The 15,303-nt window shown below is 64.6% G+C and carries 12 protein-coding genes and 1 riboswitch; of the genes, 6 read left to right on the forward strand and 6 right to left on the reverse strand.

Annotation, left to right across the window (positions count from 1 at the left end; genetic code table 11):
- Positions 1-114: 114 nt before the first annotated feature.
- A complete protein-coding gene (locus KDB76_RS13660) occupies positions 115-969 on the reverse strand; it encodes a LysR family transcriptional regulator (RefSeq protein WP_013972498.1) in 855 nt (284 codons plus the stop codon).
- Between the two features lie 92 nt (positions 970-1,061).
- Here KDB76_RS13660 and KDB76_RS13665 point away from each other — a divergent pair, with 92 nt between their 5' ends.
- A complete protein-coding gene (locus KDB76_RS13665; RefSeq protein ID WP_024087038.1) occupies positions 1,062-1,490 on the forward strand; it encodes a multidrug/biocide efflux PACE transporter in 429 nt (142 codons plus the stop codon).
- Positions 1,491-1,744: 254 nt separating this feature from the next.
- On the opposite strand, the gene KDB76_RS13670 is transcribed toward KDB76_RS13665, so the two are convergent.
- From KDB76_RS13670 to KDB76_RS13680, 3 genes are all read right to left on the reverse strand, one after another.
- A complete protein-coding gene (locus tag KDB76_RS13670; RefSeq protein WP_013972500.1) occupies positions 1,745-2,764 on the reverse strand; it encodes a branched-chain amino acid aminotransferase in 1,020 nt (339 codons plus the stop codon).
- 136 nt (positions 2,765-2,900) lie between these two features.
- Positions 2,901-4,478, reverse strand: a complete 1,578-nt coding sequence (locus tag KDB76_RS13675) for an ATP-binding cassette domain-containing protein (RefSeq protein ID WP_038409609.1) — start codon at positions 4,476-4,478, stop codon at positions 2,901-2,903.
- A gap of 325 nt (positions 4,479-4,803) precedes the next feature.
- Positions 4,804-5,163 (reverse strand): hypothetical protein, encoded by a 360-nt coding sequence (locus KDB76_RS13680; protein ID WP_038410433.1) that lies wholly within the window; start codon positions 5,161-5,163, stop codon positions 4,804-4,806.
- A 98-nt stretch (positions 5,164-5,261) separates the two neighbouring features.
- A riboswitch (cobalamin riboswitch) is annotated at positions 5,262-5,474 on the forward strand.
- Positions 5,475-5,573: 99 nt separating this feature from the next.
- Between KDB76_RS13680 and cobW the strand changes: the two genes are divergently transcribed.
- From cobW to KDB76_RS13700, 4 genes are all read left to right on the forward strand, one after another.
- Positions 5,574-6,641, forward strand: a complete 1,068-nt coding sequence (gene cobW / locus KDB76_RS13685) for a cobalamin biosynthesis protein CobW (protein WP_013972502.1) — start codon at positions 5,574-5,576, stop codon at positions 6,639-6,641.
- A 3-nt stretch (positions 6,642-6,644) separates the two neighbouring features.
- Entirely contained in the window at positions 6,645-10,406 is a 3,762-nt protein-coding gene (gene cobN, locus KDB76_RS13690; protein WP_013972503.1) for a cobaltochelatase subunit CobN, read from the forward strand.
- Position 10,407: 1 nt separating this feature from the next.
- Positions 10,408-11,430: an AAA family ATPase gene (locus KDB76_RS13695; protein WP_015270206.1), complete on the forward strand. Its 1,023-nt coding sequence runs from the start codon at positions 10,408-10,410 to the stop codon at positions 11,428-11,430.
- Positions 11,431-11,531: 101 nt separating this feature from the next.
- Positions 11,532-12,098, forward strand: coding sequence for a VWA domain-containing protein (locus KDB76_RS13700; protein ID WP_038409610.1), 567 nt, complete (start codon positions 11,532-11,534; stop codon positions 12,096-12,098).
- Positions 12,099-12,206: 108 nt separating this feature from the next.
- Here KDB76_RS13700 and KDB76_RS13705 read toward each other — a convergent pair whose 3' ends face one another.
- Positions 12,207-12,473 carry a hypothetical protein gene (locus tag KDB76_RS13705; protein ID WP_013972506.1) on the reverse strand — a complete coding sequence of 89 codons (267 nt, stop codon included), beginning with the start codon at positions 12,471-12,473 and terminating at the stop codon, positions 12,207-12,209.
- A gap of 342 nt (positions 12,474-12,815) precedes the next feature.
- On the opposite strand from KDB76_RS13705, the gene KDB76_RS13710 reads away from it, so the two are divergent.
- Positions 12,816-14,141: a sigma-54 dependent transcriptional regulator gene (locus tag KDB76_RS13710; protein WP_013972507.1), complete on the forward strand. Its 1,326-nt coding sequence runs from the start codon at positions 12,816-12,818 to the stop codon at positions 14,139-14,141.
- Positions 14,142-14,264: 123 nt separating this feature from the next.
- On the opposite strand, the gene yghU is transcribed toward KDB76_RS13710, so the two are convergent.
- Positions 14,265-15,107 (reverse strand): glutathione-dependent disulfide-bond oxidoreductase, encoded by an 843-nt coding sequence (gene yghU, locus KDB76_RS13715; protein ID WP_013972508.1) that lies wholly within the window; start codon positions 15,105-15,107, stop codon positions 14,265-14,267.
- Positions 15,108-15,303 lie beyond the last annotated feature (196 nt).

A 15,303-nucleotide genomic window follows, 5' to 3' on the forward strand; every position in this document is an offset into this window, starting at 1 on the left:
GAGCAATGGGCTTCCTAAAACGTTGTAGGATTTTTCGCTTTAGTCCCCCTATAGGAGCGGCCTTGTGTCGCGACTGCTGCGCAGGAGCCCCAGGATCTTGCCGGCAATAAAAGTCTATTGCCCCAACATCTGCCGCACTAGCCACTGCCCTGCCGGCCCGAGCGCGCGCCGGCTCGACCAGGCCACGTCCATGTCTACCCGTCGCGGATACCCGGCCACCTGCAACTCCACCAGCCCACTGCCAAACCGTGCCACCAGTGCCCTGGGCAGCTCGGCCCAGCCGAACCCGCGCACGGCGAACTCCAGCAGGGTGAGGTAGTCCGGTGCCGACCAGGCTTGGCCACGACCGTGGTGCAGGCTGGGAGCATAGGTCTTGATATACAGCTGCCGGACGTTCTCCAGGTGCTGCGTCTGCACCTGGGGCAAAGCCGCCAACGGATGCCCGCTGGCCACGTACACCCCAAACTCTGCCTGCTCGGGCAAGCGTGCCACGGCAACGTCAGCGGGGTAGCTGGGCTGGGTGGCAAGAATGCCGACGTGTGCCAGGCCCTGCTGGATCAGCTCGATCACATCGGCATCTTCCGATGGGCCGCAGCGCAGCTCGGTATGCGGGTAGTGCTGGGCGAAGCGGGCCATCACCGCGCCCTGGAAGGTCACGCTGTAGCTGTCCGACATCACCACCGAGACCAGTGCCTCGATGTTTTCCGCCAGCCGCACCGCCAGGGCATCGAGCTGGGCGCTGGCATCGAGTATCGCCTCGACATGGCTCAGCACCTGCCGCCCAGCTTCGTTCAGCGTGGGGTGGCGACCGCCACGCTCGAACAACGGGCAACCCACATCGGCCTCGAAATTGGCGATAGCAATGCTGATGGTGGACTGGCTCTTGCGCAACTTGCGCGCCGCAGCGGAAAACGAACCCAGCGATGCGGCTTCGACAAAGGCGACCAGAGCTTCGGGTGAGTAGCGCATGATATTGATAAAACCGATGGTAGCTATGTCGCGAGTATCAGTTCTATCAAAGAAAATAGGAAGCACGACTCACGTAATGGATGGAATTTGCCATGAAAAACGTTTCTTTCACCGAACGCCTGGTCCACGCCGTCGGTTATGAAGTGTTCGCCGTGCTGCTGTGTGCGCCGCTGTTGTCCTGGATCATGGGCAAGTCGCTGGCGACGGCGGGGGCGCTGGCGGTGACCCTGTCGGTGATCGCCATGCTGTGGAACATGGTCTACAACGCACTGGTCGATCGCTACGTGCGGGTCGAGCGCATCCACTGGAAGGCCAGCGCTCGCTTTGCACACGGCCTGGGCTTCGAAGCCGGGCTGGTGGTGTGGTGCCTGCCGGTGGCGGCGTGGATGCTGGAAATTTCGTTGCTGCAGGCGTTCATGGTGGAGTTGGGCTTCTTCGTGATCATCTTGCCCTACACCGTGCTGTACAACTGGGCCTTCGACAAAGCCCGGCACCTGCTGATGCAGCGTCGCCTTGCATGAAAACTACCAGCCTGCGCTGCTCCTCGATTTGTGCATTGCGCGGATATCCTGGGGCTGCTTCGCAGCCCTTTCGCGACACAAGGCCGCTCCTACAGGGATGGCGTAGGCTTCAGGCTTGCGCTGTACCTGTGGAAGCGGCTTTAGCCGCGAACACCGGCGCAGCCGGTGCCATCCTATAGTTGACCGCGTTTGCCCATAAAAAAACGGGGCATGCCATCGCTGGCATGCCCCGTTTTTCAAACCGTTAAAGCGCCTCAGGCAACCTTGACGATCCAGCCAGCCGGTGCTTCCACGTCACCGCTCTGGATACCGGTCAGCTCGTTGTAGAGCTTCTGGGTAACCGGGCCGACCTTTTCCAGGTCGTGGAACACGTGCAGCTTGCCGTTGTACTCGATGCCGCCGATCGGGGTGATCACCGCAGCGGTACCGCAGGCCCCGGCTTCGATGAAACGGTCCAGCTTGTTGATTTCCACATCGCCTTCGATCACGGTCAGGCCCAGGCGCGATTGCGCCAGTTCCATCAGCGACAGGCGGGTGATGCCTGGCAGCACCGAAGCCGATTTCGGGGTGACGAACTCGTTGTTGGCGGTGATGCCGAAGAAGTTGGCCGAACCGACTTCCTCGATCTTGGTGTGGGTCAGCGGGTCGAGGTAGATGGCGTCGGCGAAGTTGGCTTTCTTCGCTTCTGCACCCGGCTGCAGGCTGGCGGCGTAGTTGCCACCGACCTTGGCCGCGCCGGTGCCTTGCGGGGCTGCGCGGTCGAAGCTGGAGATCTGGAAGTTGTGCGGCTTCATGCCGCCCTTGAAGTACGAGCCAACCGGGATGGCGAAGATCGAGAAGATGAACTCGGGGGCGGTGCGCACGCCAATGTTGTCACCGGTGCCGATCACGAACGGGCGCAGGTAGAGGGCGCCTTTACCATGCGGTGGCACGAACTTCTCGTTGGCCTTGACCACTTGCTTGCACGCCTCGATGAACACATCGGTCGGCACCTGCGGCATCAGCAGGCGGGCGCAGCTGCGCTGCATGCGGGCGGCGTTCTGGTCCGGGCGGAACAGGTTGATCGAACCGTCCTTGCAACGGTAGGCCTTGAGGCCCTCGAAGCACTGCTGGCCGTAGTGCAGGGCAGTGGAGCCTTCACTGATGTGCAGTACGTTGTCTTCGGTCAGGGTGCCCTTGTCCCACTCGCCATTGCGCCATACGGACAGGTAGCGTTTGTCGGTCTTGATGTAGTCGAAACCCAGCTTGTCCCAATTAATGCTTTCGTTGCTCATGACACCCTCATTGTCTTGCAAGTGCCCGATTGCTCGGGCTGCTGTTATATGCGCACCACGCCACCATAATACATCCGTGGCAGATCGGGAACGGCCAGTCACGAATTGATAGCCTGCAATGCATTTATTGTGGCTTCTACAAGTGCAGGTATTCGTCCAGCGCCAGCCGGTCGAGCAGTACCTGGTCGTGGGACGCCACCACCAGCGCCCCGCGAAACTGCCCGAGCATGTGCTCCAGTGCGGCCAGCGACGGCAGGTCCAGGTGGTTGCCGGGTTCGTCCAGCAGCAACAGGTCGAGCGGCCGTTCGCGGTACAGCACGGCGGCCAGTGCTGCCTTCATTCGTTCACCGCCGCTGAGCAGGCCGCTGGGCAGTTCGATGCGGGCCGCATCCAGGCCAAGTTGTGCCAGGCGGCTGCGCAAGTCGCCCTGGGCCAATGTCGGGTTTGCCTGGTGCAGGTGGTCGAGCACGCTGGTATGGCCTGGTAGTGCGCTGCAGTGCTGGTCGAGCAGGGCGGTTTCACCACTGAGGCGCAGGCTGTCGGGCGGTGCTGGCAACTCGCCGTTCATCAGCTTGAGCAGGGTGGACTTGCCACTGCCATTGGCGCCGACCAGGCCCACCCGCTGGCCCAGGCACAAGCGCAGGTTCAATGGTTTGCGCGTGCCGCGGGGTAGGTGCAGCGCGTGCAAGGCCAGCACTTCGCGGCCCGGATGGCGCTGCGGCGTGGGTGCATGCAGGGTAATGGCGCAGTCCTGCTCGACTTCGCGAGCGGCGTCACGCACTTTGCCCTGCAGCGCCTGCCGGGCGTCGCGATGGTCGCGGCACTGCTTGCCCGCAGTGGCCTGGCTGCGTTCCTGCTGGCGGTCGACCAGGATCTTGGCCTGGTTGGCGTGCCTGGCGTTGCGCCCGGCGCGGGCTTGATGACGTTCCAGGTCTTCGCGCTGGCGCTGCAGTTCGCGCGCCTGGCGTTGCTGCTCCTGTTTCAGCCGGGCAAGTTGCTGTTGGGCCAGCGCCGTCTGGCTGGCTTTCTGGGCCGAATAAAAGCTGTAGTTGCCGCCATAGGCCTGCAAGCCCAGGCTGGACAATTCGACGATGCGCGTCATGTGCGCGAGCAGTTTGCGATCATGGCTGATCAACAGCAAGCCCCGGTCCCAGGCTTCGATCATGCTCAGCAGTTGGGCGCGGGCGTTGCTGTCCAGGTGATTGCTCGGTTCGTCGAGGATCAGGTAGTCCGCTTCGCTGAGCCAGGCGCCGACCAGCGCCACGCGCATGGCCTGGCCACCGCTCAGGCTGTGGGCGGGCTGGTGCCAGTCGAGCTGGCCCAGGCCGTGGCGTTGCAGGTGCCCCTGCAATTGCTCGCGGATATCCCAGCGTTCGCCGACGGTGTCGAAGTCACTGGGTGCGACGCTGCCTTGCTCGATGCGCTCCAGCGCAGCGAGCACCGCGCCCACCTGGGCCAGGTCGGCGACCGTGGCGCTGTGCTCGATCACCTGCTGGTCCAGAAGATGGATGCGCCCAAGGCGCCGACACTGGCCGCTGCTTGGTTCGCGCTGGCCGGCAAGTACCTGCCCGAGCAGGCTCTTGCCCACACCGTTGCGCCCGACCAGGCCGGTGCGGCGTTGGTCGAAGGTTTCGCTGAGGTTGGTAAATAACAGCCTGCCGTCAGGCAAGGCCAAGGAAACGCTGTCCAGCGTCAGGATCGACGTGTTCGTCATGCACAACTCCACAAATGCCGCGACATCTCCGGAGCGAACCGGAGGCTGAAGACTGGCCGTCGAAGGGACGGCGGCATCAATGGCGCATTGGACGAACACCTCGTGACAGGGGAATGCGTAGCCTAACGGATAGAGGCATCGTTGTCGCGGGAAAACAGATTCCGCGAGTGCGCCGCGTGCCCTGTAGGAGCGGGTTCACCCACGAAACAGGTGACGCGGTGGATGGCACGGGCTTCGCCCGTGTTCGCGGTTAAACCCGCTGCCACATGGTCGGCGTCGCCCTTAAAGCGTGCACTGGACCTGTAGGACCGCGCATGCCCCTGGTTCAGCGTCCCATCAAGCGCCTGGTCCAGTCGCCCCCGTGGCTCTGCTGGCAGGCCTCTTCACTGTCAAACCGCACATGCCAGGCCGGATGATCCAGCTGAATGCCGGCCTGCTCCAGCGCAAGGCCTGTCAGTGCCAGCATGCGCACCTTCGCGTCGCCCGCCACGGCGGCGGCCTTGTCGGCCTCTCGCTCGAACACCCAGGTAATACGCAGGCTGGCCGGAAAGTCCTCGGGCGCGAGACGATGGGTAAGCCAGCTGAAACCGACGATCTCCGCCTTGGCGGTTTCGCAGGCTTCGGTCAGGCAAACCACCAGTTCACGCTCCAGGCGTGCCATATCGCGCTTGTTCAGGGGTTTCACCGGGGGGCCTCGCTGCTCAAAGCCACCACTGTAACGCAGTTGCACCACTTGTTGTCGGCCAGCCCGACAGCAATGGTTGACCACCCGCCAGCCACTGCGTAGCCTTGCCACCTCGAGGTTCTTCGGCCAGGCCGAAGCTAAGACGGGAACGCGGTACAAGCCGCGGCTGCCCCCGCAACTGTAAGCACCGAAACGGATCGACACAGCCACTGCGCCCGCGCGCGGGAAGGCGTCATCCCGCCAGCCCGCTGCACCAGCGGGCACATGGAACGGTGCGAGCCAGGAGACCTGCCTCGTCACGTTTTCGACTTTCAACCGGGCGGGGTGATCCGGTGGCGAACAAGCCCGGCCGGCCTGGCCTGCGGCTGTCGTCCTGCATGCCCGCGCCAATCTGCCAAGGGCAATGCGACATGAAAACACTGGCCAAGCTCCCCGTCACCATCGTCACCGGCTTCCTCGGCTCGGGCAAGACTACCTTGCTGCGCCACATGCTCGACAACGCCCAGGGCCGCCGCATTGCGGTAATCGTCAACGAGTTCGGCGAGCTGGGCATCGACGGCGAAATCCTCAAGCAGTGCAGCATCGGTTGCACCGAGGAAGAAGCCACCGGCCGCGTCTACGAACTGGCCAACGGCTGCCTGTGCTGCACCGTGCAGGAAGAGTTCTTCCCGGTGATGCGCGAGTTGGTGGCACGCCGTGGCGACCTGGACCATATCCTCATCGAAACCAGCGGCCTGGCGCTGCCCAAACCGCTGGTGCAAGCCTTCCAGTGGCCAGAAATCCGCAATGCCTGCACCGTCGACGCGGTGATCACTGTGGTCGACAGCCCTGCGGTGGCCGCCGGCACCTTCGCCGCCTACCCGGACCAGGTCGATGCCCAGCGCAAGCTCGACCCCAACCTGGACCACGAGTCGCCACTGCACGAACTGTTCGCCGACCAGTTGGCCAGTGCCGACCTGGTGGTGCTGAACAAGGCCGACCTGATCGACGCCGAAGGCCTGGCCAAGGTCCGCACCGAGGTGGCCGAAGAACTGCCTCCGGCGGTCAAGGTTGTCGAGGCCAGCAGCGGCAAGCTGCCGCTGGAGGTGTTGCTGGGTGTGGGCGCCGAGTCCGAGGCGCACATCGATGGTCGCCGTACCCACCATGATTCCCACCATGACGGTGATGACCATGACGATCATGACCACGACGCCTTCGACTCCATCTCCATCGACCTGCCCGAAGCCGACGAAAGCCTGCTGCTCGATGCCCTGACCCAGCTGGTGGTGGAGTTCGGCATCCTGCGCGCCAAAGGCTTCGCTGCCATCCCGGGCAAACCGATGCGCCTGCTGGTGCAAGGCGTGGGTACCCGTTTCGACAAGCACTTCGACCGCGCCTGGCGCGCCGACGAGCCGCGCATCACACGCCTGGTGCTGATTGGCCAGGACCTTGACGCCGCCCAGCTGGAAGCGCGCCTGCGCCAGGCACTGGGCGCCTGACCCATGCACCTGCTGCGGACCCAGCCCGGCGGCTTCGTGCCGGATGACAGCATTGCCGACCTCGGCCAGACGCCCGCCGAGCTGGTGATTCTCTGCAGCGGCGATTCGCACCTGGCATTGCTCGCCGATACCGCCGAGCAATTGCCCGAGGATTACCCCAGCCTGCGCCTGGCCAACCCGATGCAGGTCCAGAACCATGCCTCGGTCGACCTGTACGTCGACCAGGTGCTGCGCCATGCCAAGGTCATCCTGGTGTCGCTGCACGGTGGCGTCGGCTACTGGCGCTATGGCGTCGAGCAGTTGGTCGAGCTGGCCGGACGTGGCGTGCAGCTGATCCTGGTGCCGGGTGACGACCGCCCGGACCCGGAGCTGACCAGCCTGGGCAGTGTCAGCGGCGAGCAGGCCGAACGCCTCTGGCACTACTTGCGCCAGGGCGGCAAGGCCAATGCCATCAACCTGTTCAACTGCCTGGCCAGCCAGTGGCTGGGCCGCGACTATGCCTGGGACGAGCCGCAGCCGCTGCCGCGCACTGCCGTGTATCACCCGGCCAAGGGCAGCGCCACGCTGGAGGATTGGTACACGCAGTGGCACCCCGAGCAGCCGGTGGCACCACTGTTGTTCTACCGCTCGCACCTGCAGGCGGCCAACACCGCGTTCATCGATGTGTTCTGCCAGCGCCTGCAGGCGGCCGGGCTCAACCCATTGCCGATCGCCGTGGCCAGCCTCAAGGAAAGCGCCTGCCTGGAACAGGTCGAAGCCTGGCTGGACGAGGTGGGGGCCGAAGTGCTGGTCAACACCACCGGCTTTGCCCTGTCCAGCCCCGAGCGCCCCAACCTGCGCCCGTTCCGTCGCGACATCCCGGTGCTGCAGGCCATCTGCGCGCAAGACAACCAGCCCGGCTGGGAAGCCAGCGAGCAGGGCCTGGGGGCGCGTGATCTGGCCATGCACATTGCCTTGCCAGAACTGGACGGGCGCATCATCACCCGCCCGGTCAGTTTCAAGGACATGGCCTGGCGCAGCGAGCGCAGCCAGTCCGACGTGGTCTGCTACCGCGCCCACCCCGAGCGCATGGACTTTGTCGCCGAACTGGCCCGCCGCTGGGTCGAACTGGCGCGCCTGCCAAATACGCAAAAGCGCGTGGCCCTGGTGCTGGCCAACTACCCGACCCGGGATGGCCGCATTGGCAACGGCGTTGGCCTGGACACGCCAGCGGCCGCGCTGAACATCCTCAAGGCCCTGCAGGCCGAAGGCTATCCGCTGGCCGACTTGCCGGGCAGCGGCACGCAGCTGATCCATCAGTTGCTCGGTGGCGTGACCAACGACCTCGACCATCTGGACCTGCGCCCCTGCGCGCAGAGCCTGAGCCTGGCCGACTACCAGGCTGCCTTCGAGCGCCTGCCAGAGGCAAACCGCCAGGCCGTGCTGGAACGCTGGGGGCCGCCGCAGCAGGACCCGATGTACCGCAGTGGCCGGCTGATGGTGGCCGGCCTGCGCTTTGGCTTGACCTTTGTCGGCATCCAGCCGGCGCGCGGTTACCAGGTGGACCCCAGCGCGGTGTACCACGACCCGGACCTGGTACCGCCGCACGGCTATCTGGCATTTCACTTCTGGCTGCGCCATGCCTTTGCCGCCGACGCGGTGATCCATGTCGGCAAGCACGGCAACCTCGAATGGCTGCCCGGCAAGGGCGTCGGGTTGTCGGCGCAGTGCTGGCCGGACGCCTTGCTCGGCCCGCTGCCGAACATCTATCCGTTCATCGTCAACGACCCGGGCGAGGGCGCCCAGGCCAAGCGCCGCACCCAGGCAGTGATCATCGACCACCTGATGCCGCCGCTGACCCGTGCCGAAACCTATGGCCCGTTGCGCCACCTGGAGCAATTGGCCGACGAGTTCTACGAAGCGCAGCTGCTCGACCCGCGGCGCGCTCGCGAGTTGCAGCGCGACATTCTCGAACTGGTCAAGGCCAACCACATCGACCGCGAACTGCAGCTGGAAGGCCAACTGGACGATGCCGCCGTGTGGCTGCCACGCCTGGATACCTACCTGTGCGACCTGAAGGAATCGCAGATTCGCGATGGCCTGCATGTGTTCGGCCAGTCCCCGGAAGGCCGGCTGCGGCTGGATACCTTGCTGGCGCTGTTACGGGTCGAGCGTGGCGACGGTCGCGGTGGCAATGCCAGCCTGTTGCGGGCCCTGGCCAAGGCGCTGGTGCCAGGCTTCGATCCGCTCGATTGCGAACTTGGCCAGCCGTGGCAAGGGCCACGCCCGGACCAACTGCAGGCCATGAGCAGCGAGCCTTGGCGCACCTGTGGCGATACCCGCGAACGCCTCGAACTGTTGGCGCTGCAGTTGATCGACCAGGCGCTGTGCGGCACCGTGCATTTACCTGCCCAGAGCGAATGGCAGCCGGTGCACGATGTGGTACGGACGCTGCGAGAATCGGTGGCACCCAGCCTGGACGCCTGCGGCAGCGCCGAAATGGATGGCCTGCTGGCGGCGCTGGCCGGGCGTTTCGTGCCCGCCGGCCCCAGTGGCGCACCCAGTCGTGGTCGCCTGGACGTGCTGCCCACCGGTCGCAACTTCTATACCGTGGACGTGCGCAACCTGCCCACCACCACCGCCTGGCGCCTGGGCTTCGCCTCCGCCAACCTAATCCTGGAGCGCCATCTGCAGGACCACGGCGATCACCTGCGCCAGCTCGGTCTTTCGGTGTGGGGCACGGCAACCATGCGTACCGGCGGTGATGACATCGCCCAGGCCATGGCGCTGATGGGCGTGCGTCCGGTGTGGGCCACGGGCAGCCAGCGGGTAGACGATTTCGAGATCCTGCCACTCAGCCTGCTCGACCGCCCGCGGGTGGATGTGACCTTGCGCGTTTCCGGCTTTTTCCGTGATGCCTTCGGCAACCTCATCCGCCTGTTCGATGCCGCAGTGCAGGCCGTGGCCGCGCTGGATGAGCCCGACGATCTCAACCCCCTGGCCGCCCGCGTGCGTAGCGAGCGTGCCGCGCTGCAGGCGCAGGGCGTGGACGCCGAGCAGGCCGCGCGCCAGGCTGGCTGGAGGGTGTTCGGTGCCAAACCAGGGGCCTACGGCGCGGGGGTGCAGAACGCCATCGACGGGCGCCTGTGGCACAGCCGCGACGACCTGGCCGAGGTCTACCTCAATCACGGCGGCTATGCCTACGGCGCCAGCGACGACGGAACCCCGGCCCGAGCCCAGTTCACCCAGCGCCTGGCCAAGGTGCAGGCGGTGCTGCAGAACCAGGACAACCACGAACACGACCTGCTCGATTCCAACGACTATTACCAGTTCCAGGGTGGCATGCTGGCGGCGTCGGAAACCTTGTCCGGTGCGGCAGTTGCCAGTTATCACGGCGACCATAGCCAGGCCGACCGGCCGCGCATCCGTACCCTCAAGGAAGAGCTGAACCGGGTCATCCGCGCCCGGGCGCTGAACCCGAAATGGATCGACGGGGCCAAGCGCCACGGCTACAAGGGCGCCTTCGAGATGGCGGCGACGGTCGACAACCTGTTCGCCTTCGACGCCACCACGGAACTGATCGACGACCATCATTACCAGGCGCTGGCCGATGCCTACGTGCTCGACCCGGCGACCCGCGACTTCATGCGCGAGCACAACCCCGAGGCCCTGCGCGACCTTACCGAGCGTTTGCTGGAGGCCCAGCAGCGCGGTCTGTGGCAGGCACCGGGTGACTACCGCGAGGCCCTCGAGGAACAACTGCTCGACGGCGAGGAACAGGCTTGAAATGAGTGAACCCGTGCAATTTCCACTGGCAGCCGTGGTCGGTGCCGATGACCTGAAACTGGCGCTGTGCCTGACCGCAATCGACCCGAAGATCGGCGGCGTGCTGATCGAGGGGCCACGTGGCATGGCCAAGAGTACTCTGGCCCGTGGCTTGGCCGACCTGCTCGGTGAGGGCCCGTTCGTGACCCTGCCACTGGGCGCCAGCGAAGAGCGGCTGGTCGGCACCCTCGACCTGGATGCCGCACTGGGGCAGGGCAAGGCGCAGTTCTCCCCAGGGGTACTGGCCCAGGCCGATGGTGGCGTGCTGTATGTCGATGAGGTCAACCTGCTGCCCGACACCCTCGTCGACCTGTTGCTCGATGTGGCGGCCAGTGGCACCAACCGTATCGAGCGCGACGGCATCTCGCACCGGCACAGTGCCCGCTTCGTACTGATCGGCACCATGAACCCGGAGGAGGGCGAACTCCGCCCGCAGTTGCTCGACCGCTTTGGCCTCAATGTGGCTCTGGAAGGCTTGCCCGAACCTGAGGCGCGCCAACAGATCATTCGCCGCCGTCTGGCCTTCGACAGCGACCCGCAGGCCTTTTGCGCGCAATGGGCCGAGGCCCAGGCGCAATTGCGCGAGCGCTGCCAGGCGGCGCGTCAGGCCCTGGCCGGCATTGCCCTGGACGACCAGGCACTGGCCTGGATCACCGAACGCTGCTATGCCGCTGGGGTCGACGGGTTGCGCGCCGATCTGGTCTGGCTGCGCGCCGCACGCGCCCACTGTGCGTGGCGTGGTGGCGAGGCCATCGAGGAGGCCGATGTCGATGCAGTGGCCGAGTTCGCCTTGCGCCATCGCCGCCGCGTTTCGCCCCAGGCCAACCCGCCTGCGGCGCCGCAGCAGCCTGAACAGCAACCCGGTCGACAAGACGCGGGCAACCCTGGCGAACAGGGCGGGCAGGGCGACTGGGGCGCAATGCCGGCGCAGCCTGTGGCCAGCGGCGCTCGCCGCGAGGTGCCGAACTGGGCAAAAAAGCCCTGAGCATCCCCCAGTCACCTGCCAAAGGGGCGGATGCCAACGCAGGCGCAGGTAAGCAATACGGTGCCAGCCGAGGCCGGGCGCGCAGTGCTGCGGCCGGGCGGGTGGCCTGGTTGCCGACCCTGCTCAAGGGGCGGCCACGCCAGCGCCAGGACCTGTGCTTGCAGCAACGCCAAGCCAGGCCCGCAGAACTGTGGCTGGTAATCGTCGATGCTTCGGCCTCGACCCGTCGCCACCAGGCGTTGGCGCAAACCAAAGGGCTGCTGGCGGCGCTATTCGACCAAGCCTACCGCCAACGTGCCCGGTTGGCCCTGCTTACCGCCAGCGGGCGCTCACCGCAGTGGCAGCGCCACGGCCTGAAGGCCTCGGCCGCCTTGCAACCGTGGCTGCAAGCCTTGGGAGCTGGTGGTGGCACGCCGTTGATCGCTGCACTGGAGCAGGCTCGGCACTGGTTGCAGGATCGGCAACGGGCCCACCCCGAAGAAGCGTTACGCTGCCTGGTGTTCACCGACGGTCGCCTGCAACACTGGAATACCGTGCAGCCGATGCCGTGCGCCACTCTGTTGGTGGACATGGAACTGGCGCCGGTGCGCCTGGGCCGTGCGCAGCGCCTGGCGCAGCAACTTCAGGCGGATTACCAGCACCTGCAACAGTTCAGGTTGGTGGATTGAAAAAGCACCGGTGCGACACTATGCCGCAATAAGAAAAAGTTGCCAGAACAGCAACCCGGAAGTTGTACAAGTGCGTGGCGACGCACGCACTTGGTTTGCCGGCCGATATTATTTCGGCATTGACCACGGCTGCAGGTCGTAACCTTTTTCGCACAGCTCGGCGCGCACTTCCTCGATCAGGCTGGCCCACTGGGCCGGGTCGGAATAGATGCGCGAAGACACTTGCTTGCTGCCGATGCGGGTGCTGGTCCGGTCGATCACTGCCAGGCTCAGTTCACCAGTACCGTTGGGTGCATCCCAGGCTACGCACTGGAAAGGTTCGAAGGCGTGGTCGGCAATCAGCAGTGCTTCGTTGACACGGAGCGGGGCATTCATGGTTCGGTCTCTCTATGGTCCCAAACATCCAGTTAAAGTCCGCGTTGCTTCGAAGTCGCCTCGGTTATCGCGAAGTGCAGCGCGGGGTTATGTGTACTGATGCTCGTTGTCCGGGGGCGAGTCACACATTGGTTGTAAAAAATTTTGCCAGGGTCGAATCCGTTCTTGCCCATGCCGCCATGTGATGTCGATAAAGTGCGAAAATTCCCGTCACGCATTGTAAAAAAATGATTCGGCAGACAGACGGTACTGGGAACCGTCAACTTAGTTGCTACTGTTAATCGGGCGCCACAACTTACTGTTTTATTTCAAAAAACTGAAAACTGGCGCCAAGGATTGGTCATGCAGCAGCCTGCCGCCCAACGCCGTTTGCTCATCGTCGACCCCTGCGATGACTGCCATCGTTTGTTACCCGGATTGCGCAGCGCAGGCTGGGATGTGCACAGCTGCATGCTCGGCGCCGCGTTGGATCACCCTTGCGATGTGGGCCTGTTGCGCTTGCAGGCGTCACACCTGAGGCGCCCGGACGGGGTCAAGGACTTGATCAAACGCAGCAACACCGAATGGATTGCCGTGCTCAGCGCCGAACAACTGCGTATGCCGGCCGTCGGCGATTTTGTTTGTGAATGGTTCTTTGACTTCCACACCTTGCCGTTCGACGTTTCCCGCGTTCAGGTCACGCTGGGTCGGGCCTTCGGAATGGCGCGCCTGCGCGGCAAAGGGATGGCGAGGGTGGATGAAGCAAGCCACGAACTGCTCGGTGATAGCCGCCCGATCCGCGAACTGCGCAAGCTGCTGGGCAAGCTGGCGCCCACTGAATCGCCGGTGCTGATCTGTGGAGAAAGCGGCACCGGCAAGGAACTGGTGGCCCGCACCCTGCATCGCCAGTCGCAACGCAGCGAGCAACCGTTCATTGCCATCAACTGCGGGGCAATCCCCGAGCACCTGATCCAGTCGGAACTGTTCGGCCATGAAAAGGGCGCTTTCACGGGTGCTCATCAGCGCAAGGCCGGGCGCATCGAAGCGGCTAATGGTGGCACGCTGTTTCTCGACGAAATTGGCGATTTGCCGCTGGAGTTGCAGGCCAACCTGCTGCGCTTTCTGCAGGAAAAGCACATCGAGCGCGTGGGGGGCAGCCAGCCGATCCCGGTGGATGTCAGGGTGCTGGCGGCTACCCACGTGGACCTGGAAAGGGCCATCGAGCAAGGGCGCTTTCGTGAAGACCTGTATTATCGCCTGAACGTGTTGCAGGTGGTGACCGCACCATTGCGAGACCGGCATGGCGACCTGTCGATGCTGGCCAGTCATTTTGCCCATTTCTACAGTCTTGAAACCGGGCGTCGACCGCGCTCGTTCAGCGAGCATGCCCTGGCGGCCATGGGCCGGCATGACTGGCCGGGCAATGTCCGCGAGTTGGCCAACCGGGTAAGGCGCGGGCTGGTGCTCGCAGAAGGCCGGCAAATCGAGGCACAGGACCTTGGGTTGCAGCCCCTGGACCAGGTACAGCAACCGCTGGGCACGCTGGAAGAGTACAAGCACCGAGCCGAGCGTCAGGCGCTGTGCGATGTACTCAGCCGGCACAGTGACAACATGAGTGTGGCGGCCAAGGTGCTAGGTATATCGCGGCCGACTTTCTATCGGTTGCTGCACAAGCACCAGATTCGCTGAGCAGCAGCCCTCGGCCGTGCCCGAGCCTTGTGGGAGCAGGCATGCCCGCGAAGCAGGCGCTGCGGTGGATGGCACCAGCTACGCCGGTATTCGCGGGTAAACCCGCTCCCACAAGAGGCCGTGTTATTCGTCCAGGTCTGCCGCTGCATGCCGCTCCGGCACCTGGCTGGCCTCATCCCCCCAGGTCCGGTTCACCCGTGTGCCACGCTGCACCGCCGGGCGCAAGGCAATCTCCTCGGCCCAGCGCTGCACATGCTTGTACTCGTCCACCGCCAGGAACTCCGCCGCGCCATACAGGTTGCCGCGCACCAGCTGGCCATACCAAGGCCACACGGCAATGTCGGCGATGCTGTATTCCTCGCCGCCCAGGTAGCGGCTTTCGGCCAGGCGCCGGTCGAGCACATCCAGCTGACGTTTGGCTTCCATGGTGAAGCGGTTGATCGCGTACTCGAACTTTTCTGGCGCATACACATAGAAGTGGCCAAAGCCCCCGCCCAGGTATGGCGCCGCGCCCATTTGCCAGAATAGCCAGTTCAGGCTTTCGGTGCGTGCAGCTGGCGCTTTCGGCAGCAAGGCACCGAACTTTTCCGCCAGGTACAGCAGGATCGAACCCGACTCGAACACCCGCACCGGCGGCTCGACGCTGCGGTCGAGCAGGGCAGGGATCTTCGAGTTGGGGTTTACCTGGACAAAGCCGCTGGAGAATTGGTCGCCCTCGCCAATGCGGATCAACCAGGCATCGTACTCGGCACCAAGGTGGCCCAGGGCAAGCAGCTCTTCGAGGGCGATGGTGACCTTCACGCCATTGGGCGTGGCCAGGGAGTACAGCTGCAGCGGGTGCTTGCCCTGCGGCAGGTCCTTGTCGTGAGTCGGGCCGGCAACCGGGCGGTTGATGCTGGCGAACTGGCCACCGGATGCGGCGTCGTTGCGCCAGACTTTGGGTGGCACGTAGGCGGGCTTGCTCATGCGTGAATCTCCTTAAATGGCGCGAAACGGTCACGTAGAGACGTGGACCTGCATCTATGCCACGGGTTCGACGAAAAGCGCAAATGCATAGGGCGCGGGCGTGAAGTGCATGACTTCGGTTTCATTCAGGTTTCATCCTGTGCAGCCCAGGCCGGTTCTATGCTGGGCTATCTCTTCGCCCTGCAAGGAACCGCCG

The organism is Pseudomonas sp. JS425, assembly GCF_018223845.1.
Lineage (GTDB): Bacteria > Pseudomonadota > Gammaproteobacteria > Pseudomonadales > Pseudomonadaceae > Aquipseudomonas > Aquipseudomonas asiatica.

Excerpts from the sequence above, each read along its gene's own strand:
- KDB76_RS13660 (WP_013972498.1), bottom strand. The coding sequence starts at position 969 with ATGCGCTACTCACCCGAAGCTCTGGTCGCCTTTGTCGAAGCCGCATCG.
- KDB76_RS13665 (WP_024087038.1), top strand. The coding sequence starts at position 1,062 with ATGAAAAACGTTTCTTTCACCGAACGCCTGGTCCACGCCGTCGGTTAT.
- KDB76_RS13670 (WP_013972500.1), bottom strand. The coding sequence starts at position 2,764 with ATGAGCAACGAAAGCATTAATTGGGACAAGCTGGGTTTCGACTACATC.
- KDB76_RS13675 (WP_038409609.1), bottom strand. The coding sequence starts at position 4,478 with ATGACGAACACGTCGATCCTGACGCTGGACAGCGTTTCCTTGGCCTTG.
- cobW (WP_013972502.1), top strand. The coding sequence starts at position 5,574 with ATGAAAACACTGGCCAAGCTCCCCGTCACCATCGTCACCGGCTTCCTC.
- cobN (WP_013972503.1), top strand. The coding sequence starts at position 6,645 with ATGCACCTGCTGCGGACCCAGCCCGGCGGCTTCGTGCCGGATGACAGC.
- KDB76_RS13695 (WP_015270206.1), top strand. The coding sequence starts at position 10,408 with ATGAGTGAACCCGTGCAATTTCCACTGGCAGCCGTGGTCGGTGCCGAT.
- KDB76_RS13705 (WP_013972506.1), bottom strand. The coding sequence starts at position 12,473 with ATGAATGCCCCGCTCCGTGTCAACGAAGCACTGCTGATTGCCGACCAC.
- KDB76_RS13710 (WP_013972507.1), top strand. The coding sequence starts at position 12,816 with ATGCAGCAGCCTGCCGCCCAACGCCGTTTGCTCATCGTCGACCCCTGC.
- yghU (WP_013972508.1), bottom strand. The coding sequence starts at position 15,107 with ATGAGCAAGCCCGCCTACGTGCCACCCAAAGTCTGGCGCAACGACGCC.